Raw genomic sequence first — 24164 nt, forward strand, 5'->3', positions numbered from 1 at the left:
GCATACGGACCGCACAGACGCACAGGTGTACAGAACAGAGGAGTCCTCGTGAAGGTCGGAATCGTCGGCGCCACCGGTCAGGTCGGCACAGTCATGCTCAGCATCCTGGCCGAGCGCAACTTCCCGGTCGACGAGCTGCGGCTGTTCGCCTCCGCCCGGTCCGCGGGTTCCACGATCGATTTCCAGGGCTCCGCCGTCACCGTCGAGGACGCCTCCACGGCCGACTACACGGGTCTGGACATCGTGCTGTTCTCCGCCGGCGGCGCGACCTCGAAGGCGCTGGCCGAGAAGGTCGCCGCCCAGGGCGCCGTGGTGATCGACAACTCCTCCGCCTGGCGCAAGGACCCCGAGGTCCCGCTCGTCGTCTCCGAGGTCAACCCGCACGCGGCGAAGGTCCGCCCCAAGGGGATCATCGCCAACCCGAACTGCACCACGATGGCCGCGATGCCGGTGCTGCGCCCGCTGCACGACGAGGCCGGTCTCGAAGCGCTGACCGTCGCCACCTACCAGGCCGTCTCCGGTTCCGGGCTCGCCGGGGTCTCCGAGCTGCACGGCCAGACCTCCAAGGTCGTCGCCGACGCCGAGAGGCTGGTCCACGACGGCGAGGCCGTGGACTTCCCCGAGCCCGGTGTCTACAAGCGCCCGATCGCCTTCAACGTGCTGCCGCTGGCCGGCTCGATCGTGGACGACGGCTCGTTCGAGACGGACGAGGAGCAGAAGCTCCGCAACGAGTCCCGCAAGATCCTGGAGATCCCGGAGCTGAAGGTCTCCGGCACCTGCGTCCGGGTCCCGGTCTTCACCGGCCACTCGCTCCAGATCCACGCCCGCTTCGCCCGCCCGATCGGCGTCGAGCGCGCCTACGAGCTGCTGAAGGACGCCGAGGGCGTCGAGCTGTCCGAGATCCCGACCCCGCTCCAGGCGGCGGGCAAGGACGCCTCCTACGTCGGCCGCATCCGGGTGGACGAGACGGTGGACCACGGCCTCGCGCTGTTCGTCTCCAACGACAACCTCCGCAAGGGCGCGGCGCTGAACACCGTGCAGATCGCGGAGCTGGTGGCCGCCGAGCTGAAGGGCTGACGCGCGGCCCTCGCACCGCGTGCGCGCACGGGAAGGGGCGGCCGCCGGGCACACCGGCGGCCGCCCCTTCCCCATGCCCGCCTCAGGGTCGCCGCACCTCGAAGTGGAAGCACCCGAACTCCACGGCCCGCACATGCGCCAGCGCCACCTCCGGGTCCGCGAACGCCTCGTCCAGGGCCGCGTCGAACCCCTTCGCCTCCTCGGCCGGGATCTCCAGGAGCCGGCCGCCGACGATCCGGCCGTGGGCGTCGTAGCGGCGGACCGTGCGCAGGGCGCCGGGGCGCGAGAACGGGTAGCCCGCGCGCTCCGGGTCCGGGCCCGCGCACGCCTCGGCGTGGATGAAGACCGGGCCCTGCTCGTCGTACGCCCCCGGGCTCACCCCGGTCGCGGCGGCCCAGCGGCGCAGCGGGGCGTAGGAGACGAGGGCGATGAGCTCTCCGGGCTCGCTGCCGCGCAGGCAGCAGCGGAGGGGTGCGCCGGTCCCTGTCTCCCGGTACGGGGCGCAAGGGTGGCCCGCGTCGTCGATGGCGCGGAGTTCGGCGAGGGCGGCGGGGTCGATGGGGCGGGGCTGGTATCCGGTCATGGTTCGAGCCTGTCCCCCGGCGCCGTCCGCGTCCGGCGGAAAACGGACATCGCGCTGGGGGCGCGGTACGTGGAAGGATGGCCGGAAACGCCGCATATCAAGTCGCACACCTAGGAGATGACCGCGTGCCTGGCACGAATCTGACCCGCGAAGAGGCACAGGAGCGGGCGCGCCTGCTGACCGTGGACGCGTACGAGATCGATCTCGACCTCTCCGGAGCGCAGGAGGGCGGCACCTACCGGTCCGTGACCACCGTGCGCTTCGACTCCGCGGAGGCCGGTGCGGAGACCTTCATCGACCTGGTCGCCCCGGCCGTCCACGAGGCCGTGCTCAACGGTGAGGCGCTGGACGTCGCCGCCGTGTTCCGTGACTCACGGATCGCCCTGGCCGGGCTGCGCGAGGGCGCCAACGAGCTGAAGGTCGTCGCCGACTGCTCGTACACCAACACCGGTGAGGGCCTGCACCGGTTCGTCGACCCGGTCGACGAGCAGGCCTATCTGTACACGCAGTTCGAGGTGCCGGACGCCCGCCGGGTGTTCGCCTCGTTCGAGCAGCCGGACCTGAAGGCGACCTTCCGGTTCACTGTGAAGGCTCCCTCCGGCTGGACGGTCATCTCGAACTCGCCGACGCCGGAGCCGAAGGACGACGTCTGGACGTTCGAGCCGACGCCGCGTATCTCCACGTACATCACGGCCCTCATCGTCGGCCCGTACCACTCGGTGCACAGCACGTACGAGAAGGACGGCCAGACCGTCCCGCTCGGCATCTACTGCCGCCCCTCGCTGGCGGAGTACCTGGACGCGGACGACATCTTCGCCGTGACCCGGCAGGGCTTCGAGTGGTTCCAGGAGAAGTTCGACTACGCGTACCCGTTCGCCAAGTACGACCAGCTCTTCGTCCCGGAGTTCAACGCGGGCGCCATGGAGAACGCGGGCGCGGTCACCATCCGCGACCAGTACGTCTTCCGCTCCAAGGTGACGGACGCGGCGTACGAGGTCCGCGCCGAGACGATCCTGCACGAGCTGGCCCACATGTGGTTCGGCGACCTCGTGACCATGGAGTGGTGGAACGACCTCTGGCTCAACGAGTCGTTCGCCACCTACACCTCGATCGCCTGCCAGGCGGACGCGGCGGGCTCGAAGTGGCCGCACTCCTGGACCACGTTCGCCAACTCCATGAAGACCTGGGCGTACCGGCAGGACCAGCTGCCGTCCACGCACCCGATCATGGCGGACATCAGCGACCTGGACGACGTCCTCGTCAACTTCGACGGGATCACGTACGCCAAGGGTGCCTCGGTGCTCAAGCAGCTCGTGGCGTACGTCGGCAAGGACGCGTTCTTCCAGGGCGTGCAGGCGTACTTCAAGGCGCACGCCTTCGGCAACACCCGCCTCTCCGACCTGCTGGGCGCGCTGGAGAAGACCTCCGGACGCGACCTGAAGACCTGGTCGAAGGCGTGGCTGGAGACGGCCGGGATCAACATCCTGCGCCCGGAGGTCACGACCGACGAGAACGGCGTCATCACCTCCTTCACCGTGCTCCAGGAGGCCCCGGCGCTGCCCGCCGGCGCCAAGGGCGAGCCGACGCTGCGCCCGCACCGGATCGCCATCGGCGCCTACGACCTCGACGCGGACGGCAAGCTCGTGCGCTCCGACCGGATCGAGCTGGACGTCGACGGCGAGCGCACCGACGTGCCCGCCCTGGTGGGCAAGGCCCGTCCGGCGGTCGTCCTGCTCAACGACGACGACCTGTCGTACGCGAAGGTCCGCCTGGACGCCGAGTCGCTGCGGGTCGTCACCGAGCACCTGGGCGACTTCGCCGAGTCGCTGCCGCGCGCCCTGTGCTGGGCCTCGGCGTGGGACATGACCCGTGACGGCGAGCTGGCGACCCGTGACTACCTCTCGCTGGTGCTCTCGGGCATCGGCAAGGAGTCGGACATCGGCGTCGTCCAGTCGCTGCACCGTCAGGTGAAGCTGGCGCTGGACCTGTACGCGGCCCCGGAGACCCGTGAGGGCGCGCTCAACCAGTGGACCGACGCGACGCTGGCGCACCTGCGCGCCTCGGAGCCGGGCAGCGACCACCAGCTGGCGTGGGCCCGCGCCTTCGCGGCCACGGCCCGTAACCCGCAGCAGCTGGACCTGCTCCAGTCGCTGCTGGACGGCACCGAGTCGATCGAGGGCCTGGCCGTCGACACCGAACTGCGGTGGGCGTTCGTGCAGCGGCTGGCGGCGGCCGGGCTGCTGGACGAGGAGGAGATCGCCGCCGAGTACGAGCGGGACAAGACGGCGGCGGGCGAGCGCCACGCGGCGTCCGCGCGGGCGGCCCAGCCGTCCGAGGAGGCCAAGGCCCAGGCGTGGGCCGCGGTCGTGGACTCCGGGGAGCTGCCCAACTCGCTCCAGGAGGCGGTCATCTCCGGCTTCGTCCAGCCGGACCAGCGTGAGCTGCTGGCTCCGTACACGGAGAAGTACTTCGCCTCGGTGAAGGAGGTCTCGGACTCGCGCAGCCACGAGATGGCCCAGCAGATCATCGTGGGCCTCTACCCGGCCCTCCAGGTCTCGCAGGAGACCCTGGACGCCACCGACGCGTGGCTGGCCTCGGCCGAGCCGGGTGCGGCCCTGCGCCGGCTGATGTCGGAGTCGCGGTCCGGTGTGGAGCGCGCCCTGAAGGCCCAGGCGGCGGACGCGGCGGCGGCCACGGCCTGATCCGTGCACCCGGAGGGGCGTCTGCTTCGCTGCGGCGGAGGGGGCGCCCCTCCGGCGTACGCCCGTCTGCGTTCGCCGTGCGCTCGCGCGTTTGCCGTACCCCAAGACGCTTTTGCCGTACGCCCGCGCGCGGGTGGGGCTCCCGTGGCCTACGGTCCGAAGGGTCGTCGCATGATGCTTCGGTCGCAGGCCACGGGAGGGTCCGGATGCCCGGCTTCGCCGCCGCCGTGCCGGTCGCGCTGGCGCTGTGCGCGGGGCTGCTGACGGGCCCCTCCCCCGCGCCCGCCGCCGTGTCTCCCGCCGCCGACTGCCGGGCCGGTCCGGCGGGCTGCTACGACCTCTACACGTACGGCTACACCCTGGGACTCCACCCGTTCACCGGGCCGGACGCCGTACGACGGCAGCTGACCGACCACTTCTGGCTCTTCCCCGTCAGCGGCGGGTGTGCGGGGCGGATCCGGGCGGGGGCGCGCTGCGAGCTGCTGGGCGGCAACCCGGTCGAGGTCGAGTACATCGGGGACGACTTCTTCCAGATCAACACGTTGCCGGGCCACCAGCTGGGCCGGGGCATGCACATCCGCTTCGCGTTCTCGCGGACCCTCGGCTTCCACACGATGACGGTCCGGGCCTGGCAGGACCGGCCCACCGACTGCACGGGGGAGGCCTTCTGCAACGGGGTGAACCGGGCGTTCGCCTGGGTGACCTGGCGGGTGCTGGCCAAGACGCTGCGCTTCACGGCGTACGCGGCCTGAGCCGCCGGGTCCGTTGGAAACCGCCCGGCGGGCGGGCGCTGATGCGCAACCGTCCGCCGGGCGGGAACCGGGGGCCGCCGGGAGGCTTCACGGGCTACGCGCCCGACTCCTCGTAGCGGCGGGTCAGCTCGGCCGCGCCGGACTCCGTGAGGGTGCCGTGCAGCCGCATCCGGGCCACGCCGCCGTCGGGGAAGGCGTCGAGGCGGACGTGGGTGACGACGGCCTGGGCGCGCAGCACGAAGCGGTGCGGGGTGTCGGGCTGGAGGCGAGTGCGCGGGAGGATCTCGAACCACTCGCCGGTGTCGCCGTTGCGGCCCTGGAGGGCGATCCAGCCGGCGGAGTTGCCCTTGAGGTAGGCGGTGTCGATCTCGATCGCGCGGACCGCGCCCTGGGCGGGGAGGCGGAAACGCACCCAGTCGTTGGTGTCGCGGACCCGGCGGCGGCGGTTCTCCCAGCCGTCGTCCATCTTGCGGGAGGTGCCCGGCAGGATGATCTGGGTGGGCGAGGAGTAGAAGCGGTCGGAGGCGTCCTCGTACGTACCGCCGTTGAGGACCGAGATCAGGTCGACGGTGCCGAGCGCGGCGAGCCAGGCCGGGTCCGGGACGACCTCGCCGTGCACGCGGAGGCGGGCGATGCCGCCGTCGGGGTGCTGGCAGAGGCGGATGTGGGTGTAGCGGCGGCCGCTCGTGATCGCGAAGGCGTTGGCGGCGTGGCCGCGCACGGGGGTGGGCGGGAGGATCTCCTCCCACTTCACGTCGTCGGCGAGCAGCTGCTCGGGGCCCGGGGCGCCCTCGACGGAGGTGGCCTGCACGGATACGCGCTGCGGGTAGTTGCCGCGGAAGTGGGCGGTGTCCACGACCAGGCCGCGGATGATGCCGGGCGCGCCGAGGCGGACGATCGCCCAGTCGTGGTCCTCGGGGGCGGGGAAGGGGTGGTCGGCGTCCGCGCCGCGGCGGCGGCGGGTCTCCCAGCCGTCCATGATCTTGCCCTTGTGCCCGAAGTGCTCGGGGTCGAAGACGGCGCGCTCGCGGATCAGCAGGTTCTCGCGCTCGGCGAAGAACTCGTCGTTGGCGGCGATCACGCCCGCGCCCAGGCGGCGGTCGGCGAGGTCGACCAGCTCGGTGAAGGCGAGGTCCCCGGCCTCGCGGTAGTCGGCGTACGGGTCGCCGCCGCCGTAGGGCGCGGCGTCATTGGCGTGGGGGTCGGTCTCGGGGTTCTGGAATGTGGTCTCGCTCGCGTCGAAGGTCATGTCCCTTACCTTCGCGCCACCGGACCCATCAGGTCCATCGAAAGTTTCCGCAGGCACCTTTCAGTTCAACTGAAGGATCGGGCGCTTTCGGTGAGCGCCGCGAGGACCCGCGCCACCGCCGGTCCGCTCTCCGCCCCGTGCCGGACGGCCGCCACCACATGGCGGCGCGGCCGGTCGGCCTCCAGCACCCGCATCACCACGTCCTCCCGGCGCTCCCGGGCGGCCATCCGGGGGACCAGCGCCACGCCCATGCCCGCCTCGACCAGGGCGAGGATCGCGGTCCAGCCGGCGGCGCTGTGGGCCTGCTCGGGGACGAAGCCCGCCGCCTCGCAGGCGGCGGTGGTGATCTCGGACCAGGGCCCGGAGCCGCCGAAGATCCAGCGCTCGGCGGCCAGGTCCGCGAGGCGCAGTCCGGGCGCGTCGGCCAGCGGGTGGCCGACGGGGAGGGCCACGTCGAGCGGGTCGGCGAGCAGCGGGAAGAGGCTGAAGCGGGGGTCGCGGGCGGTGGGCGCGTGCGCGGCCAGCGAGAGGGCCAGGTCCACCTCGCCGGCGGTGAGCAGGTCGTACGCCTGGGCGGCCTCGGCCTCCCGGACGCGTACGTCGGGCCCCGGGCGGTCCCCGGCGCGCAGCAGCCGGACGGCGGGGACGACGAGGGCGGGCACGGCGGTGGAGAACGCGGCGACCCTGACCTCTCCGGCCTCGCCGCGCAGATAGCCGGTCAGTTCGGCCTCCGCCCGCTCCAGCTGGGCGAAGACCGCCTCGGCGTGGCGCAGGACGAGATGGGCGGCGTCGGTGAGGCGGACCCGGCGGCCCTGGGCCTCCAGGAGGTCCACGCCGAGCTGCTTGGCCAGGTTCGTGAGCTGCTGGGAGACCGCGGAGGGGGTCATCAGGAGCGCCTCGGCGGTCGCCGTGACCGTGCCCCGGTCGCGCAGGGTGCGCAGGATGCGGAGCTTCTTGACGTCCCACTCGGTCATGGGCGCAACCTACCGGCCCGGCGCGGGCGGGCCGGGCCGCAGCCGGGGCGGGCCCGTCCCGGTCCGCACGCACGGGTGCGCCGCGCGGTGGTTCTCACCGGCGGCGCACCCGTCGAGCGTGTCGTGCGTGAGCGGGTCAGACCTGCTTCTTGGACTTGTCCAGGACCATCACCAGGGCCGTGATCACCACGAACAGGGCGATGGGCGCGACCACGTAGAGACCGATGGTCTCGATCGCGCTCAGGCGCGGAGCCGGGTCGTCACCGTCGTCGGGCGTGAGCGCGAGCGCCGGGGCCGACATGAGCAGCATCATCAGCGTCGTCCCGGCCGCAACGACGCCGGCGCGCATAGCGTTCTTCTTGTCCACGGTGCAAACGTAGCGAACGCCTACGGGCGGCGCTCGCCCGGGGGTGCCGTACGGGGCTTTCGGGGCCCGAGGACCTCCATCAGCGCGTGCAGCCGGGGCGAGGCGGTGATCTCCTCCAGGGTGACCGGATGGCCCTCGGGGTCGGCGATCGGGAGCCGCCAGTTGGGGTACTGGTCCCAGGTGCCGGGGAGATTCTGCGGGCGGCGGTCGCCCACGGTGTCGGGGAGCCAGACGCCGGTCATCCGGGCGGGGGTGCGCCGCAGGAAGCGGTGGACGGCCCGGACGGCGGCCTCCTCGTCGCCGTCGCCCTCGGGGAGCATCCGCAGCCGGGCCAGGAGAGCCAGCCATTCGGCGGTGCCGGTGGCGTCCTCGGTCAGCTCCTCCTCGAGGGAGCGGGTGAGCAGACCGAGGCGGTGGCGCAGCGTCACATGATCGCCGGTCAGCCGGGCGGCGGTGGACGGCAGATCGTGGGTGGTGGCGGTGGCCAGGCAGTCACGGCGCCACTTCTCCGGGGCGAGCGGCCGGCCGTCGCCGTCCCAGTCGCGCTCGAACCAGAGCACGGACGTGCCGAGCACCCCGCGCCGGGCGAGCGCCTCGCGGACCCCGGGGGCGACGGTGCCGAGGTCCTCACCGACGACGGCGGCCCCGGCCCGGTGGGCCTCCAGGACGAGGACGGCGAGCATCGCCTCGGCGTCGTAAGCGACGTACGTGCCGTCGGTGGGCGGGCGGCCCTCGGGGACCCACCAGAGCCGGAAGAGACCCATCACGTGGTCGATGCGCAGGGCTCCCGCGTGGGCCAGCAGCCCGCGCAGCAGGCCCCGGTAGGCGGCGTAACCGGTGGCGGCGAGGACGTCGGGGCGCCAGGGCGGCAGGCCCCAGTCCTGGCCCCGGGCGTTGAAGGCGTCGGGGGGCGCGCCGACGGACATGCCGTGGGCGAAGGCCTCCTGCTGGGACCAGGTGTCGGCACCGGCCGGATGCACGCCGACGGCGAGGTCGTGGACGATGCCGACGTCCATCCCGGCGTCCTCGGCGGCCCGCTGGGCGGCGGCGAGCTGGCCGGCGGTCAGCCAGGCGAGGCGGCAGTGGAAGTCGACCCGGTCCAGCAGCTCGGAGCGGGCGCGGGCGGCGCCCGGGGAGCGGGGGTCGCGCAGGGCCTCGGGCCAGGTGTGCCAGTCGGGGCCGTGGACCTCGGCGAGCGCGCACCACAGGGCGTGGTCCTCCAGCGCCTGCCCCTGCTCGGCCAGGAAGTCGCAGTAGTCGGCGCGGCGGCCGGGGGTGAGGGGCACCTGGACGACCAGCTCCAGGGCCTGGCGCTTCAGCTCCCAGACGGCGTCCCGGTCGATCAGGGCGCCCTTGTTGAGCACGGCCTCGCTGAGGGCGGCGGCGTCCTGCCGGAGGTCTTCCAGGGTGGCCCGGTCGCGGACATGGCCGTATTCGGGGATCGACTCGACGTGCAGGTGGACCGGGTCGGGGAAGCGGCGCGAGGAGGGGCGGTACGGGGAGGGGTCGGTGGGCTTCCCGGGAACGGCCGCGTGCAACGGGTTGACCTGCACGAACCCGGAGCCGATGCTGCGCCCGGCCCAGCCCGCGAGGTCGGCCAGGTCCCCGAGGTCGCCCATGCCCCAGGAGCGGGCGGAGAGCAGGGAGTAGAGCTGCACCAGGAAGCCGTGGGTGCGCTCGGGCGGCTGCGGTACGCGGGGCGGCGCGGCAATGAGGGTGGCGGTGGCCCGGCGGTTGTCCGGCGTACGGACGTGGATGCGGTGGACTCCGTGGGGCGGCGCAGTCCACCAGGCGGGGGCGGCGCCCCCGACGGCCGTCTCACCCGACGCGGGAGCGGCCCCACGCGGGGCGCCCGGGGCCGGAGCGGCCCCCTCGCCGGCGTCCGCGGCCGGGACCCCCGCCCGGGCCCGCATGCTCAGCGGGGCGGGCGGGCGGGCGGCAAGGTGTCCCGGGGGATCGGACGGCTCCGGCTCGACCGTGACGGTCGAGCCGGAGGGCAGGCCGGCCAGAGCGGACGGCAGGGGCTCGCCGGCCCAGACCACCACGGTCGGCGGCAGCAGGCGCGAGCGGGACTCCGCGACGGCGAGGCACTTCCGTACGTCCGCCGGAGTGCCGGCGTCGACGCCCAGCGCGGCGAGCACGGCGATGACCGTGTCGTCGGGGACGGACACCGTGACATCCGGCGACGGGGAGTAGGAGGTGGCGACACCGTGCAGTGCGGCGAGCCGGGACAAGCCCATTCAGACTCCTGGGAACTCCATGCCCCCCGCGGTGCCGGGTGCGGTCGGCTCGCTGGTCAGTGGGGCGACGGCGGCGAGCGGCGGCTCGCTCGTGAGAGGTGTGGCATCGGCGAGCGGCGGCTCGCTGGTCAGCGGCGCGGAATCGGCGAACGAGGATTCACCGAGCAGCAGGGGGACATCGGCGAGCGGCGGCCCGCTGATCAGGTGGGCGACGTCGGACAGGGGAAGTTCGCTGGTCAGGGGCCCGGACTCGGGCTGGGTGGGTACCTGTTTGGAGAGGGCGGAGAGCAGAAGCTGCGCAGCTGCGGGCATGGTGGCCTCCTGGCCATGGATAACAGGACACAGCAGACCTACCCAGGCCACGCCCTGGCAGACGTGGACGTGATGCAGGCGTTATGACAACGAGCACAACGTGCCCTGGGTCACATTCCGTTCCCCCGTACGGCAGGTATGAGCCGTTTTCAGCCACTCCCCTCCGTCACACCAGCCCCACAGGGCCCGAGGTATCACGATTTCCGGCAATTCCGGCAGAACGGCCAAGCGCATTGACACCCTTGCGCCCGGGTGGTGGGCTCGGAGCCCGCCAGCGGCAGTGGGTACGTACGGAAGGGGACGCGACGTGCGGATCGGGCGCAGAGGGCAGGCGACGGCCGTGGCCGCCGCCGTGATCGGCGGACTCCTCGGATCCGTCTCCGTCGCTCCGTCGGCGGCGGCCGCCCCCGGCGATCCCGGCAGGCCCGTCACCGGCACGGCCGACCGTGCCGACAGCGCGCGGACGCCGTCCGTCTGGCCCCGCCCGCAGACCATGAGGACCACCGGGTCCGCCGTACCGCTCGGCTCCGAGGCCACGCTCGTCGCCGCGCCGGACGCCGATCCGTACGCCGTCGAACAGGCGCGCTCGCTGCTGCGCTCGGCGGGCGTCCGGACCCTGCACGAGAGCCTGCCGGGCCGTGGCCCCGTGATCCGGCTCGGCGGCACGGGCGCCGGCGAGGCGTTGCGGGCGCTGCGCGTTCCCGACCGGGCCGATCTGCCGTCGGGCGGTTACCGGCTCGCGGTCGGCGAGGTCGCCGGGCGGGCCACCGTCGCGCTGGAGGGGCTCGGCGGGGACGGCCTGTTCCACGCCGTCCAGACCCTGCGTCAGCTGATCGTCGGCGGATCGGTGGCCGGGGTGACCGTCCGGGACTGGCCGGGAACCGCCGTACGCGGCATGGCCGAGGGGTTCTACGGACAGCCGTGGACCCGCGAGGAGCGGCTCGCCCAGATCTCCTTCATGGGCCGCACCAAGCAGAACCGCTATCTCTACGCGCCGGGTGACGACCCCTACCGGCTGGCGCGCTGGCGCGAGCCCTATCCCGCGGACAAGCGGGCCGACTTCCGGGCTCTGGCCGAGCGGGCGCGCGCCGAGCACGTCACGCTCGGCTGGGCCGTCTCGCCCGGTCAGGCCATGTGCATGGCATCCGACCAGGACGTCAGGGCGCTGGCCAAGAAGATCGACGCGATGTGGGCACTGGGCATCCGGGTCTTCCAGCTCCAGTTCCAGGACGTCAGCTACAGCGAGTGGCACTGCGATCTGGACGCCGAGACCTTCGGCAGCGGTCCGAAGGCGGCGGCCCGCGCCCAGGCCCGAGTGGCGGGCGCCCTCGCCCGGCATCTGGCGGAACGGCACCCGGACGCGGCCCCGCTCTCCGTGCTGCCGACGGAGTTCTACCAGGACGGCGCCACCGACTACCGCACCGCGCTGGCGGCCGAGCTGGACGACCGGGTGCAGGTGGCCTGGACGGGTGTCGGGGTGGTCCCGAAGAAGATCACCGGGGGTGAACTGGCCGGGGCCCGCGCCGCGTTCCGCCACCCGCTGGTGACGATGGACAACTACCCGGTCAACGACTACGCCCAGGACCGCATCTTCCTCGGCCCGTACACCGGCCGGGACCCGGCGGTGGCGAGCGGTTCGGCGGCGCTGCTGGCCAACGCGATGGAGCAGCCGTCCGCCTCCCGGATCCCTCTCTTCACCGCCGCCGACTTCGCCTGGAACCCGAAGGGGTACGACCCCGCCGCGTCCTGGCGGGCGGCGATCGACGATCTGGCGGACGGGGACGCGGCCGCGCGGGACGCGCTGCTGGCCCTGGCCGGGAACAGCGCGGGCTCGGTGCTGGGCGCGGAGGAGTCCGCCTACCTCCAGCCCCTGTTCGACGCCTTCTGGAGCACCCGCGCCGACGCCGCCCGCCGCGACCGGGCGGCGAACGGGCTGCGGGCGGCGTTCTCGGTGATGCGGCAGGCCCCCGAGCGGCTGAGGACCCCGGCGGAGGGCCGGCTGACCGACGAGGTGCGCCCCTGGACCGAGCAGCTGGCCCGCTACGGCCGGGCCGGCGAACTGGCGGTGGACCTGCTCCAGGCCCAGGCCGCCGGGGACGGCGCCGCCGCCTGGCGCATCCAGCTGGCCCTGGAGCCGCTGCGCGAGGAGATCGGGGCGGGCCGGGCCACGGTCGGCAAGGGGGTGCTGGACCCGTTCCTGGACAAGGCGGCGAAGGTGGCCGCGGGGTGGAACGGCACCGACCGCGCCTCGGGCCGGGTCACCAGGGACGCCCGCAGCTATACGGTCCGGCTGGACGCGACCCGCCCGGTGGAGGCCGTCACGGCGCTCGCCGAGCCCGGAGCCGCCCTCGCCGACGCGGTCGTGGAGGCCCATGTGCCCGGTGAGGGGTGGCGTCCGCTCGGGCGGCTCTCGCCGAGCGGCTTCACCCAGACCGCCGCGAAGGGGCTGCGCGCCGACGCCGTACGGGTCACCGTGCCGGAGGCCGCCCGGAGCGCCCGGCCGCCGTATCTCAGCCCGACCCTGCCCGCCGCCCCCGCCGTCGTGGCGGGGGCCCCGCAGGTGCGGGCCCTCGTGCCGTGGTTCGGCGACGAGCCCGCGGCCACGCTCGACCTGAAGCACGGCGAGACCGACGCGGAGATCGGCGGCGAACCCCAGCGGGTCGCGGCGCGGCTGGCGGGCCGGCGTCCGGTCGAGGTCAAGGGCAAGCTCACCGCGAAGGCCCCGAAGGGCATCGAGGTGCGGGTCCCGAAGGAGACGACCGTGCCGCGTGGATCGCGTACGGAGGTGCCCGTCGACATCACCGTCCCGAAGGACACCCCGGCGGGCGAGTACGAGGTGCCGCTGGCTTTCGGCGGCCAGGAGTCGACGCTGACCGTGCGGGCCTTCCCGCGTACGGGCGGCCCGGATCTGGCGCGTACGGCGAAGGCCTCCTCGTCCGGCGACGAGACCCCGGACTTCCCGGCGTCGGCGGCCACCGACGGCGATCCGGAGACCCGGTGGTCCTCACCGGTGGAGGACGGCGCCTGGTGGCAGACCGAGCTGGAGAAGCCGGTGCGGCTGGGCCAGGTGGTGCTGAGCTGGCAGGACGCGTACGCCTCCCGCTACCGCATACAGGTCTCCGCCGACGGCCGCGTCTGGCGGACCGCCGCGACCGTGACGGAGGGCCGGGGCGGCCGCGAGTCGGTCCGGATGGACGCGAAGGACACCCGGTTCGTCCGGGTGCAGGGCGAGAGCCGGGCCACGCGGTACGGCTACTCGCTCTGGTCGGTGGAGGCGTACGCGGTCGTGGACGACTGAGCCGTACGAGGGAGCCGACGGACGACACGGACGACGAAGGCCCGGTCTCAGGCGGACACGCCGTCGATCCGGGCCATCACGTCGTCCGCGCCGAACGGTTGCAGATACGGCAGCCAGCGCGGATCGCGATGTCCGGTCCCGATGATCCGCCAGGCCAGGCCGGTCGGCGGGGCGGGCTGATGGCGCAGCCGCCAGCCCAGCTCGGGGAGATGGCGGTCGGCCTTGACGTGGTTGCAGCGGCGGCAGGCCGCCACCACGTTGTCCCAGGCGTGCTGTCCACCGCGGCTGCGCGGAATGACATGGTCGACGCTGGTCGCGGCGGCCCCGCAGTACATGCAGCGCCCGCCGTCCCGGGCGAACAGCGCCCGGCGGGTGAGCGGGACGGGGCCCGGTAGGGCACCCGGACGAAGCGCTTGAGCCGGACCACACTGGGTGCGGGCACGGCACGGGTGGCACTGTGCAGAAAGGCGCCGGACTCCTCAAGACAGATGGCCTTGTTCTCGAGGACGAGGACGAGCGCGCGGCGGAGCGGTACGACGCCGAGCGGCTCGTACGACGCGTTGAGAACCAGGACGTGCGGCACGGTGGATGCCTCCTTGTACGCCGGCGGCGCGTGGCTCGCGCCGGGACGATCCGATCTCAGTCTCTCCTCATGCCTGGTCAAAGCGCCACCACGTACGGGTAACGGGCCGGGAGGATTTTTCTCACCCCGGGCCCCGCGCACCGTTCCGCGGCGTCGAACAGGTGCCTCACCAGGGCGGCCGTCCGCGCTGTGCGATGGGCCACAGCACAGGTGTTCCCGGTGAGACCCGTCTCTCCTCCCGCGACGGCAACGATCCACTCCCCGGCTTCGTTAATGTTATTGACCAGCCGTCGTCCCCCTGGAGGTCCTCGTCGTGACCCTGTCCGTCCTCTTGGCCGCAGCCCCGTCTCCCGAGCCGGTCGGCTCGCTGGGCGAAGCCGCCGAACAGGCCGGGAACGCCGCGGGCTGGGTCGAGGAGAACTGGTCCACCTGGCTGAGCACCGGCTTGCGCATCCTGCTGATCGTCGCCGTGGCGATCACACTGCGCTATCTGATCCGGCGCGCCCTGACCAACCTCATAGACCGGATGAACCGCAGCGCCCAGGCCGTGGAGGGCACGGCGCTGGGCGGGCTGCTGGTGAACGCCGAGCGAAGACGCCAGCGCTCGGAGGCGATCGGCTCGGTGCTGCGCTCGGTGGCCTCGTTCCTGATCATGGGCACGGCCGCACTGATGATCCTGGGCGCCTTCAAGATCAACCTGGCCCCGCTTCTGGCCTCCGCGGGTGTCGCGGGTGTGGCGCTCGGCTTCGGCGCCCGCAATCTGGTCACGGACTTCCTCTCCGGCGTCTTCATGATCCTGGAGGATCAGTACGGGGTCGGAGACTCGATCGACGCGGGCGTGGCCTCCGGTGAGGTCATCGAGGTGGGGCTGCGCGTCACCAAGCTGCGCGGCGAGAACGGCGCGATCTGGTACGTGCGCAACGGCGAGGTGAAGCGGATCGGCAACCTCAGTCAGGGCTGGTCCACGGCCGGGGTCGATGTCACGGTGCGCCCGACCGAGGACCTGGAACGGGTCCGTAAGGCGATCACCGCGGCCGCCGAGACGATGGCCAAGGAAGAGCCCTGGTCGGAGCAGCTGTGGGGGCCGGTCGAGGTGCTCGGCCTGGACGCGGTGCTGCTGGACTCGATGACGGTCCGGGTGACCGCGAAGACGATGCCCGGCAAGTCGGTCGGCGTGGAGCGCGAGCTGCGCTGGCGCATCAAGCAGGCGCTGGACGACGCCGGTATCCGCATGGTCGGCGCGGCGCCGCTGGAGACGGACGGCGGGAGCACGGCCGACCCGGCAGCGGGCGTGGCCGCTCCTTCCGCGTATGCGTCCGCCACCTCCCCGCAGTCCCTGGCGACGGCACCGATACCCCGGCCAACCTGAGCAAGCAGTAGGAGCCGGCCAGGCACCCGTAGAGCCACGCGTCAGCCGGAGAAGGGGCGCTCCACCGAATCGGTGGGGCGCCCCTTGACGCGTCGGCGACCCGCACCTTACGGTCCTCCCTGAATAGGAAAGTTTCCTAACAGAGTCCGCGCAGATCCGGCGCAGCTCCTCACAGAGGCGGGTGCATCCACGATGACGGGAACGACCCCGGGCACCCCCCGGGTACTGCGGGCCATGAACGACCGGGCCGCCCTCGATCTGCTGCTGGAGCACGGGCCGCTCTCCCGGACCCGGATCGGCAAGCTGACCGGGCTCTCCAAGCCCACCGCCTCCCAGCTGCTGGCCCGGCTGGAGGCGGCGGGGCTCGTCGTCGCCACCGGGACCAGCGAGGGGCGCCCCGGGCCCAGCGCGCAGCTCTACACGGTGAATCCGCGCGCCGCCCATGTCGCCGGGCTCGACGTGAACGGGCAGCGCATCGTCGCCGCCGTCGCGGACGTGACCGGGGCGACCGTCGGGCAGTTCGAGCTGGCCACGCCGGGGCGGCGCGCCGACAGTGTGGTGCGGCAGGTCGCCGACGCGCTGGACGGGGCGGTGAAGGACGCGGGGCTGACCCGCGCGGACATCCACCGGATCGTCATCGGCACCCCGGGCGCGTTCGACCCGGGCACCGGGCGGCTGCGGTACGCCTCGCACCTGCCCGGCTGGCACTCCCCCACCCTGCTGGACGAGCTGGCCGCGTTCCTGCCGATGCCGGTGGAGTACGAGAACGACGTCAACCTCGTCGCCGTCGCCGAGCAGCGCCTCGGCGCGGCCCGCGGCCACGAGGACTTCGTGCTGCTGTGGAACGAGGAGGGCCTGGGCGCCGCCCTCGTCATCAACGGCCGGCTGCACCGCGGCTTCACCGGTGGCGCGGGCGAGGTCGGATTCCTGCCGGTGCCGGGCACCCCGCTGGTCCGGCAGGTCGTCAAGGCCAACAGCGGCGGCTTCCAGGAGCTGGCGGGCGCCCAGGCGGTGCCCCGGCTCGCGAAGGCGCTGGGCATCGCCACCCCTCAGCAGCCGTACGCGAAGGTCGCCGCCGAACTGCTGGCGCGGGCGGCCGACGCGTACGAGGAGGACGAGGCGCTCACCGAGCTGCTGCGCCAGTACGCCCAGCGGCTCGCCACCGGCCTCGCCTCCGTCACCGCCGTCCTGGACCCCGGGCTGATCGTGCTCTCCGGCGGGGCGGTCGCGGCGGGCGGCGAGATCCTGCGCTCCCTGATCCAGTCCGAGCTGGCCGAGCTGGCCGCCTCCCGGCCGCGTCTGGTGGTCGGCGAGATCGGCCGCACCCCCGTCCTGCGCGGCGCCCTGGAGAGGGCGCTCGCCGACACCCGCGACGAAGTGTTCGACACCTCGCGCTGAGCCACGCCCTTCCCGCTTCCCCGTCGTCTGCCTCGTCCCCCGTCGTCTGCCTCTTCCCCGTCCCTGGTCCTGGGAGTTTCGTCATGCGCACCAGCCGTCTCACCACCACCGCTGTCGCCGTCGCCGCGATATCGGTGCTCGCCACCGCGTGCACCGGCCAGTCCGAGGCCGGCGCCTCCGACGACCCGAACGCGAAGACCACGATCAACTTCTGGCACGGCTGGAGTGCGCCCGCCGAGGTGAAGGCGGTCCAGGACAATATCGACCGGTTCGAGAAGGCCCACCCGAACATCACGGTGAAGGTCTCCGGCAATATCAACGACGACAAGCTCAACCAGGCGCTGCGCGCGGGCGGTTCGGACGGGCCGGACGTGGTCTCGTCCTTCACCACGGCCAACGTCGGCAAGTTCTGCTCCTCCGGCGCCTTCACCGATCTGAAGCCGTTCATCGAGAAGTCGAAGCTGGACCTGGAGAAGACCTTCCCGAAGGTCCTCCTGGACTACACCCAGTTCGAGGGCAAGCGCTGCGCCCTGCCGCTGCTCACCGACGCCTACGGCCTCTACTACAACAAGGACGCGTTCGAGAAGGCCGGGATCACCGCGCCGCCGAAGACGATGTCCGAACTGGCCGACGTGGCGAAGAAGCTGACGGTGGAGAAGGGCGACACCTTTTCACAGCTCGGCTTCATGCCGAACTTCCACGGCTACGAGACCGTCGTCAGCCACTACATGCCCTCGTGGAACCACGCCTACTTCGACGAGAACGGCAAGTCCAACATCGCCAAGGACCCGGCGTTCGCCAAGATGTTCACGTACCAGAAGAAGCTGGTCGACAGCCTCGGCGGCTACACCAAGCTGGAGAAGTACCGGGGCACGTTCGGTGACGAGTGGGGCGCCAAGCACCCGTTCCACACCGGCCAGGTGGCCATGCAGCTGGACGGCGAGTGGCGGCTCGGGATGGCCGAGGACGCCGGGGTGGACTTCGAGATCGGGGTCGCGCCGATGCCCGTCGCGGACGACGAGGCGGACAGCTACGGCAAGGGCTATCTCTCCGGCACCATCGTGGGCATCGCCCCGGCCAGCAAGAAGCAGAACGCCGCCTGGGAGCTGGTGAAGTTCATGACCAGCGACACCGAGGCGGTCGTCAACTTCTCCAACGGCATCCGGAACGTCCCCTCCACCCTGGAGGCGCTGAAGTCGCCCGGCCTGAAGTTCGACCCGCGCTTCAAGACCTTCCTGGACATCGCCCAGCACCCGGAGTCCAGCACCTCCGACGGGGCCGTCAACGGGGCCACGTACCAGCTGACCCTCCAGGACTTCGGCTACCAGTACGAGAAGGGCGCGGTGAAGGACCTCCAGGCGGGTCTGGAGAAGACCGCGCAGCAGATCGACACCGACATCGCCAAGGCCAAGTAGCTCACCATGACGACGCACACCCTCCGCTCCAAGCGCCGCAGGTCGGTGCTGCGGAACGCGGCCTTCATGTCGCCGTGGCTGATCGGGTTCTCGCTGTTCTTCGCCTACCCGATGGTCTCGACGGTCTACTTCTCCTTCACCTCGTACGACGGGTTCGGCGCCCCCGCCTTCAACGGGCTGACCAACTGGGCGTACGTCTTCCGCGACTACCCGATGTTCTGGCCGTCGCTGTGGAACACGCTCTGGCTGGTGGTCGTCGTGGTCACCTGCCGGGTCGTGTTCGGCCTCGGGATCGGGCTGCTGATCACGAAGATCAAGACCGGGACGGGCGTCTTCCGGACCCTGTTCTACCTGCCCTATCTGGCTCCGCCGGTCGCCGCGACGCTCGCCTTCGTCTTTCTCCTCAACCCCGGCACCGGGCCGGTCAACGCGATCCTCGGGGACTTCGGGCTGCCGACCCCGGGCTGGTTCAACGACGCCTCCTGGTCCAAGCCGGCGCTCACCATGCTCGCGGTGTGGGGCATCGGGGACCTGATGGTGATCTTCATGGCCTCGCTGCTGGACGTGCCGGCCGAGCAGTACGAGGCCGCGGAGCTGGACGGGGCGTCCGCCTGGCAGAAGTTCCGCTTCGTGACCCTGCCGAACATCTCGCCCATCGTGCTGTTCGCCGTGGTGACGGGCGTCATCCAGGCGATGCAGTACTACACCCAGCCGCTGGTCGCCGGAAAGGTCGCCTCCGGGATCATCGGCGGCTCCGGCCAGTCCTTCGAACCCGGCTATCCCGACAAGTCGACACTGACGCTTCCGCAGCTCGTCTACAACCTGGGCTTCCAGCGCTTCGACTACGGCGCCGCCTGTGTCGTCGCCCTCGTCCTGTTCGCGCTGGCCATGGCCTTCACGGCGCTGCTGATGCGGGGCCGCAACAACCTGATCTCGGCCGGTGACTGAGCCATGACCCACCTCCTCGACCCCGTCCGGGAAGCCGCTGCCGCCTCCCCCGAGCGCCCCTCGCGGACGCCTGCCTCCCGTACCGCCCGCCGGAAGGCGCTGCTGCACTGGATCGCCGTGCACTCCCTCGGGATCGCCGCCGCGCTCTTCTTCGTGCTGCCGTTCGTCTTCGTGGTGCTGACCTCGCTGATGAGCGACCAGCAGGCGCTGACCCGCGACCTCACCCCGAACACCTGGGAGTGGGGAAACTACGAACGGGTCTTCAACACCCCGGGCTTTCTGACCTGGTGGCGCAACACCCTGCTGTACGCGGGCGTCGGCACCGTCCTCACGGTGGTGTCGTCGATCCCGGTGGCGTACGCGCTGGCGAAGTTCCGCTTCCGGGGCCGCAAGCTGTCGCTGATGCTCGTCATCTCGATGATGATGCTGCCGCCGCAGGTCGTCATCATCCCGATGTACCTGTTCTGGGCGAAGCAGATGGACCTGTCCGGCACCCTGTGGCCGCTGATCATCCCGATGGCCTTCGGCGACGCGTTCTCCATCTTCCTGCTGCGGCAGTTCCTGCTGACCATCCCGAACGAGTACCTGGACGCCGCGAAGGTCGACGGCTGCGGCGAGTTCCGTACGCTGATGAGGGTCGTCCTGCCGATGGCCAGGCCCGGGATCGCGGCCATCGCCCTCTTCCAGTTCTTCGCCGCCTGGAACGACTACTTCGGACCACAGATCTACGCCTCGGAGAACCCGGCCGCCTGGACGCTCAGTTACGGCCTCGAATCCTTCAAGGGCGCGCACCACACCGACTGGAACCTGACCATGGCCGCGACCGTTCTGGTCATGGCCCCCGTGATCGCCGTCTTCTTCTTCGCCCAGAAGGCATTCGTCGAAGGCGTCACACTGACCGGAGTAAAGGGCTGACATGAAGCTCGCAGTAGTGGGTGGCGGGTCCACCTACACCCCTGAACTGATCGACGGATTCGCCCGGCTGCGGGACACGCTGCCGATCGAGGAGCTGGTGCTCGTCGACCCGGCGGCCGACCGCCTGGAGCTGGTCTCCGGCCTGGCCCGGCGGATCTTCGCCAAGCAGGACCACGCGGGGAAGATCACGACGACCACCGACATCGACGCGGGTGTCGCCGACGCCGACGCGGTCCTGCTCCAGCTGCGCGTCGGCGGACAGGCCGCGCGCAACCAGGACGAGACCTGGCCGCTGGAGTGCGGCTGCGTCGGACAGGAGACCACCGGCGCCGGCGGCCTCGCCAAGGCGCTGCGCACCGTGCCGGTCGTCCTGGACATCGCCGAGCGGGTCCGCCGCACCAACCCGGACGCCTGGATCATCGACTTCACCAACCCGGTCGGCATCGTCACCCGCGCCCTCCTCCAGGCCGGGCACAAGGCGGTCGGCCTGTGCAACGTGGCGATCGGCTTCCAGCGGAAGTTCGCCCGGCTGCTGGAGGTGGAGCCGGGCCAGGTGCACCTCGACCACGTCGGGCTCAACCACCTGAGCTGGGAGCTGGGGGTGCGCCTCGGCGGCCCGGACGGCGAGAACGTCCTGCCGAAGCTGCTCGCGGAGCACGGCGACACGATCGCGGACGACCTCCACATGCCCCGGCAGATCATCGACCGGCTCGGTGTCGTCCCCTCCTACTATCTGCGCTACTTGTACGCCCACGACGAGGTGGTGAGGGAGCTGGGCACCAAGCCCTCCCGGGCCGCCGAGGTCGCGGCGATGGAGAAGGAGCTGCTGGAGATGTACGGCGACCCGGCGCTCGACGAGAAGCCCGAGCTGCTCGCCAAGCGCGGCGGCGCGTTCTACTCCGAGGCGGCCGTGGACCTGGCGGCCTCGCTGCTGGGCGACGGCGGCTCCCCGGTCCAGGTGGTCAACACGTACAACAACGGGACCCTGCCGTTCCTCGCGGACGACGCGGTCATCGAGGTGCAGGCCCGGGTCGGGCGCGACGGCGCGACGCCCCTGGCCGTCCCGGCGCTGGACCCGCTGTACGCCGGTCTCATCGGACACGTGACGGCATACGAGGACCTCGCCCTGGAAGCCGCGCTGCGCGGTGGCCGGGACCGGGTGTTCAAGGCACTGCTGGCCCACCCGTTGATCGGCCAGTACGAGTACGCCGAGGGCCTCACCGACCGGCTGATCGCGCACAACCGGGAGCACCTGGCGTGGGCGTGAACGTGTCGGTCGTCGCCATCGACGCGGGCAACAGCAAGACCGATGTGGCGCTGATCGGCGAGGACGGCACGGTGCTGGCCACGGCGCGCGGCGGCGGATTCCAGCCCCCGGCGATCGGGGTCGAGGCCGCGATCGACGTGCTGGCCGAGACGCTGGAGCGGGCGTGCGCGGAGCTGCCGGCCCCGCCCGTCCTCTCCGGGCATGTCTCCGCGTGTCTGGCCAATGCCGATCTTCCTGTCGAGGAGGCCGAGTTGGCCGCCGCTCTGGAGGCCCGCGGGTGGGGCTCCTCGGTGGAGGTGCGCAACGACACCTTCGCGATCCTGCGCGCCGGGGTGGACGAGCCCCGGGGCGTCGCGGTGGTGTGCGGGGCGGGGATCAACTGCGTGGGGATGACCCCGGACGGGCGGACCGCCCGCTTCCCCGCGATCGGGCGGATCTCCGGTGACTGGGGCGGCGGTTCGGGGCTCGCCGAGGAAGCGCTGTGGTTCGCCGCGCGCGCCGAGGACGGGCGCGGTGATCCGTCGGAGCTGGCCCGCGCGCTGCCGGGCCACTTCGGGCTCGACTCGATGTACGGGCTGATCGAAGCGCTGCACCGGGGCACGGTCCCGCTGGGGCGGCGGCACGAGCTGACGCCGGTGCTGTTCGCCACGGCGGAGGCCGGGGACCCGGTGGCGGCGGGGCTGGTGAAGCGGCAGGCGCACGAGGTGGTGGCGATGGCCTCGGTCGCGCTGGACCGCCTGGACCTGCTGGAGGAGGAGGTTCCGGTGCTGCTGGGCGGCAGCGTGCTGGCTGCGCGCCACCCGCAGCTCAACGACCCAATCGCCGCGCTGCTGGCCGCCCGCGCCCCGAAGGCCGAGGTGCGCGTCGTGTCCGAACCGCCGGTGCTGGGCGCGGCGCTGCTGGGCCTGGACCGGACGGGAGCGGGTCCGGAGGCGCACCGGAAGCTGCGCGCGCGGTACGCCTGAGGGTTCCGGTGCACCCCTCGTCGGGGAAACGTCCCTCCACGCACGCCGTGTGGAGGGACGCTTCGCGTTTCGTCCGCTGCTCGTTTCGTCCCTCGTCTCGCTCTCGTTTCGTCCCTCGTCTCGCTCCCGTGCGTCCCTCGTGCGTTCCTCGTACGGGTGAACGGCTGGCGCACGAGGGGCGCGAGGGAACCGATCCGGCTTCTGGAACGTGTACCTGATGGGAAGTCCGTTCGCTTATGGGGATGTATCCGGGCACGTTGTGCTGCTTGCCTTGATCGGCCGCGTCTGCCCTGATCGAATGCGGGGACTGATGACGGGGACGGGACGGGGACCCAACTGTCAGTGACCGAGGGGGAGGTCGAGTGACACACCCGCCGAGCGGCGGCTCGCAGACGTCGCGTACGCCGGACCCGGTGTCCGGGCACGTCGGCGTGCCCGCGCAGCGCACCACGTGGACCACGCAGGCACGGCGCCTCCGTGCCGTGGCGACGACCGAGCCCGGCCGGCTCCAGGTCATCGGGGCCGTTCTGGCCCTGCTGGTCGTGGCGTTCGGCGCGGTGACGACGCTGGAGATAGCGCAGCGGGCCTCCTCGGCCGACGACGTGGTCAGCCGCAGCCAGCCGCTCAGCGCCGACGCTGCGGACATCTACCGCTTCCTGGCGGACGCGGACACGACAGCGGCCGGTGGATTCCTCGCGGGGGCGCAGGAGCCCGAGGCGGTGCAGGAGCAGTATCGGAAGGACATCGAGCAGGCGGCCCGGCTGCTGGTGAAGGCGTCGGGGAGCACCGACTCCGCCAGTGCGTCCAGCCGTGAGATAGCCACCCTCAACAAGCTGCTCCCGGTCTACACGGGTCTGATCGAGCGCGCCCGCGCCAACAACCGCCAGGGCCTGCCGCTGGGCGGCGCCTATCTCCGGTACGCGAACCAGAAGATGGCGGGCGAGATGCTCCCCGCCGCCGAGCGGCTGTACGCGGCGGAGACGGGCCGGCTGGAGAGCGACTCCGCCGAGGCCCGGCAGTGGCCGCTGTGGTCGATCGGCGCCGGGATCATCGTGCTGGGCGCGCTGGGGTGGATGCAACGGCGCACCTACCGCCGGACGAACCGGGTGCTGAACCCCGGGCTGCTGGCGGCGACGGCCGCTGCCTCGGTGGTGGTGCTCTGGCTGGCCGTGGGGCACACGGTGGCCCGCGCGGAACTGCGGTCGGCGATGGTGCACGGCCAGGAGTCGCTGGATGTGCTCAACGACGCCCGGATCAACTCCCTGAAGGCGCGCGCCAACGAGAACCTCACCCTGGTGGCGCGGGGCGCGGTGCTCACGCCCGACGGCTCCGCCGACCAGTACGAGGCGGACTACAGCTCGGGGATGGCGGCGCTGAAGGCTCAGCTGAAGAAGGCCGGGCGGCTCGCGGACGACGCCGGCGGGAGCGCTCCGGTGGCCGAAGCGGCGGACGGCGTGACGCAGTGGCAGGTGCGGCACCGCGAGGCCCGGGCCACGGACGACCGGGGCGACTACGACGGCGCGCTGGAGCAGATCATCGGGACGGAGAAGTCCACCGGGCAGTCCTTCCAGCAGGTGGACGCCGCGCTGGAGAAGGCGCTCGCCCATGAGCAGGGCGAGTTCACCTCGGCGGCGAAGGACGGGCGCGGGGCCCTGCGGGGCCTGCCGACCGGGGCCGCGGTCCTGGCGGTGCTGGGGGCCGTCGCCGTGATCGTCGGGGTCAACCGCAGGCTCTCGGAGTACCGGTGAGA

General features: G+C 72.2%; 18 protein-coding genes and 1 pseudogene. 12 read left to right on the forward strand and 7 right to left on the reverse strand.

Features of this window, described 5'->3' with window-relative positions; genetic code table 11:
* Nucleotides 1–48 precede the first annotated feature (48 nt).
* Nucleotides 49–1077: an aspartate-semialdehyde dehydrogenase gene (locus CCZ36_RS10045; RefSeq protein WP_069738244.1), complete on the forward strand. Its 1029-nt coding sequence runs from the start codon at nt 49–51 to the stop codon at nt 1075–1077.
* Nucleotides 1078–1159: 82 nt separating this feature from the next.
* On the opposite strand, the gene CCZ36_RS10050 is transcribed toward CCZ36_RS10045, so the two are convergent.
* Entirely contained in the window at nt 1160–1660 is a 501-nt protein-coding gene (locus tag CCZ36_RS10050; protein ID WP_069738243.1) for a DUF1203 domain-containing protein, read from the reverse strand.
* Nucleotides 1661–1785: 125 nt separating this feature from the next.
* Between CCZ36_RS10050 and pepN the strand changes: the two genes are divergently transcribed.
* The gene (gene pepN / locus CCZ36_RS10055) at nt 1786–4362 is read left to right on the forward strand and encodes an aminopeptidase N (protein ID WP_128817486.1); all 2577 of its coding nucleotides are present in this window, start codon (nt 1786–1788) and stop codon (nt 4360–4362) included.
* A 206-nt stretch (nt 4363–4568) separates the two neighbouring features.
* Nucleotides 4569–5114, forward strand: a complete 546-nt coding sequence (locus tag CCZ36_RS10060; protein WP_128817487.1) for a hypothetical protein — start codon at nt 4569–4571, stop codon at nt 5112–5114.
* 94 nt (nt 5115–5208) lie between these two features.
* Here the strand turns inward: CCZ36_RS10060 and alc are convergent, their stop codons facing one another.
* The 5 genes from alc to CCZ36_RS10085 form a co-directional block, all read right to left on the reverse strand.
* Nucleotides 5209–6363 (reverse strand): allantoicase, encoded by a 1155-nt coding sequence (gene alc / locus CCZ36_RS10065; protein ID WP_069743807.1) that lies wholly within the window; start codon nt 6361–6363, stop codon nt 5209–5211.
* 65 nt (nt 6364–6428) lie between these two features.
* The gene (locus CCZ36_RS10070; RefSeq protein WP_069743806.1) at nt 6429–7337 is read right to left on the reverse strand and encodes a LysR family transcriptional regulator; all 909 of its coding nucleotides are present in this window, start codon (nt 7335–7337) and stop codon (nt 6429–6431) included.
* Nucleotides 7338–7473: 136 nt separating this feature from the next.
* Nucleotides 7474–7704 (reverse strand): hypothetical protein, encoded by a 231-nt coding sequence (locus tag CCZ36_RS10075; protein ID WP_006124466.1) that lies wholly within the window; start codon nt 7702–7704, stop codon nt 7474–7476.
* Between the two features lie 20 nt (nt 7705–7724).
* The gene (malQ, locus tag CCZ36_RS10080) at nt 7725–9944 is read right to left on the reverse strand and encodes a 4-alpha-glucanotransferase (RefSeq protein WP_128817488.1); all 2220 of its coding nucleotides are present in this window, start codon (nt 9942–9944) and stop codon (nt 7725–7727) included.
* The gene (locus CCZ36_RS10085; RefSeq protein ID WP_069738237.1) at nt 9945–10256 is read right to left on the reverse strand and encodes a hypothetical protein; all 312 of its coding nucleotides are present in this window, start codon (nt 10254–10256) and stop codon (nt 9945–9947) included. It lies immediately after the preceding gene.
* Between the two features lie 307 nt (nt 10257–10563).
* Here CCZ36_RS10085 and CCZ36_RS10090 point away from each other — a divergent pair, with 307 nt between their 5' ends.
* On the forward strand, nt 10564–13554 hold the full coding sequence (locus tag CCZ36_RS10090; protein WP_128817489.1) for a beta-N-acetylglucosaminidase domain-containing protein: 2991 nt from the start codon (nt 10564–10566) through the stop codon (nt 13552–13554).
* Between the two features lie 47 nt (nt 13555–13601).
* Here the strand turns inward: CCZ36_RS10090 and CCZ36_RS10095 are convergent.
* Nucleotides 13602–14137 (reverse strand): annotated as a pseudogene (locus tag CCZ36_RS10095) (HNH endonuclease).
* A gap of 313 nt (nt 14138–14450) precedes the next feature.
* On the opposite strand from CCZ36_RS10095, the gene CCZ36_RS10100 reads away from it, so the two are divergent.
* The 8 genes from CCZ36_RS10100 to CCZ36_RS10135 all read left to right on the forward strand — a co-directional run bounded on the left by CCZ36_RS10100 (nt 14451) and on the right by CCZ36_RS10135 (nt 24162).
* Nucleotides 14451–15506 (forward strand): mechanosensitive ion channel family protein, encoded by a 1056-nt coding sequence (locus CCZ36_RS10100; RefSeq protein ID WP_128817490.1) that lies wholly within the window; start codon nt 14451–14453, stop codon nt 15504–15506.
* Nucleotides 15507–15698: 192 nt separating this feature from the next.
* The gene (locus CCZ36_RS10105) at nt 15699–16904 is read left to right on the forward strand and encodes an ROK family transcriptional regulator (protein ID WP_069738234.1); all 1206 of its coding nucleotides are present in this window, start codon (nt 15699–15701) and stop codon (nt 16902–16904) included.
* Between the two features lie 83 nt (nt 16905–16987).
* Nucleotides 16988–18319 (forward strand): ABC transporter substrate-binding protein, encoded by a 1332-nt coding sequence (locus CCZ36_RS10110; RefSeq protein WP_069743801.1) that lies wholly within the window; start codon nt 16988–16990, stop codon nt 18317–18319.
* 6 nt (nt 18320–18325) lie between these two features.
* Complete coding sequence (locus CCZ36_RS10115) at nt 18326–19267, forward strand: carbohydrate ABC transporter permease (RefSeq protein ID WP_069743800.1); 942 nt, start codon at nt 18326–18328, stop codon at nt 19265–19267.
* Nucleotides 19268–19270: 3 nt separating this feature from the next.
* Nucleotides 19271–20182, forward strand: a complete 912-nt coding sequence (locus tag CCZ36_RS10120) for a carbohydrate ABC transporter permease (RefSeq protein WP_069738231.1) — start codon at nt 19271–19273, stop codon at nt 20180–20182.
* Between the two features lies 1 nt (nt 20183).
* Complete coding sequence (locus tag CCZ36_RS10125) at nt 20184–21449, forward strand: 6-phospho-beta-glucosidase (RefSeq protein ID WP_128817491.1); 1266 nt, start codon at nt 20184–20186, stop codon at nt 21447–21449.
* Nucleotides 21440–22414: an N-acetylglucosamine kinase gene (locus CCZ36_RS10130; protein ID WP_128817492.1), complete on the forward strand. Its 975-nt coding sequence runs from the start codon at nt 21440–21442 to the stop codon at nt 22412–22414. The genes CCZ36_RS10125 and CCZ36_RS10130 overlap by 10 nt, the downstream gene beginning before the upstream one ends.
* Before the next feature lie 362 nt (nt 22415–22776).
* On the forward strand, nt 22777–24162 hold the full coding sequence (locus tag CCZ36_RS10135) for a hypothetical protein (protein ID WP_069738228.1): 1386 nt from the start codon (nt 22777–22779) through the stop codon (nt 24160–24162).
* Nucleotides 24163–24164 lie beyond the last annotated feature (2 nt).

Origin of the sequence: Streptomyces sp. S063 (genome assembly GCF_002832675.1) — a bacterium.
GTDB classification, from domain to species: domain Bacteria; phylum Actinomycetota; class Actinomycetes; order Streptomycetales; family Streptomycetaceae; genus Streptomyces; species Streptomyces sindenensis.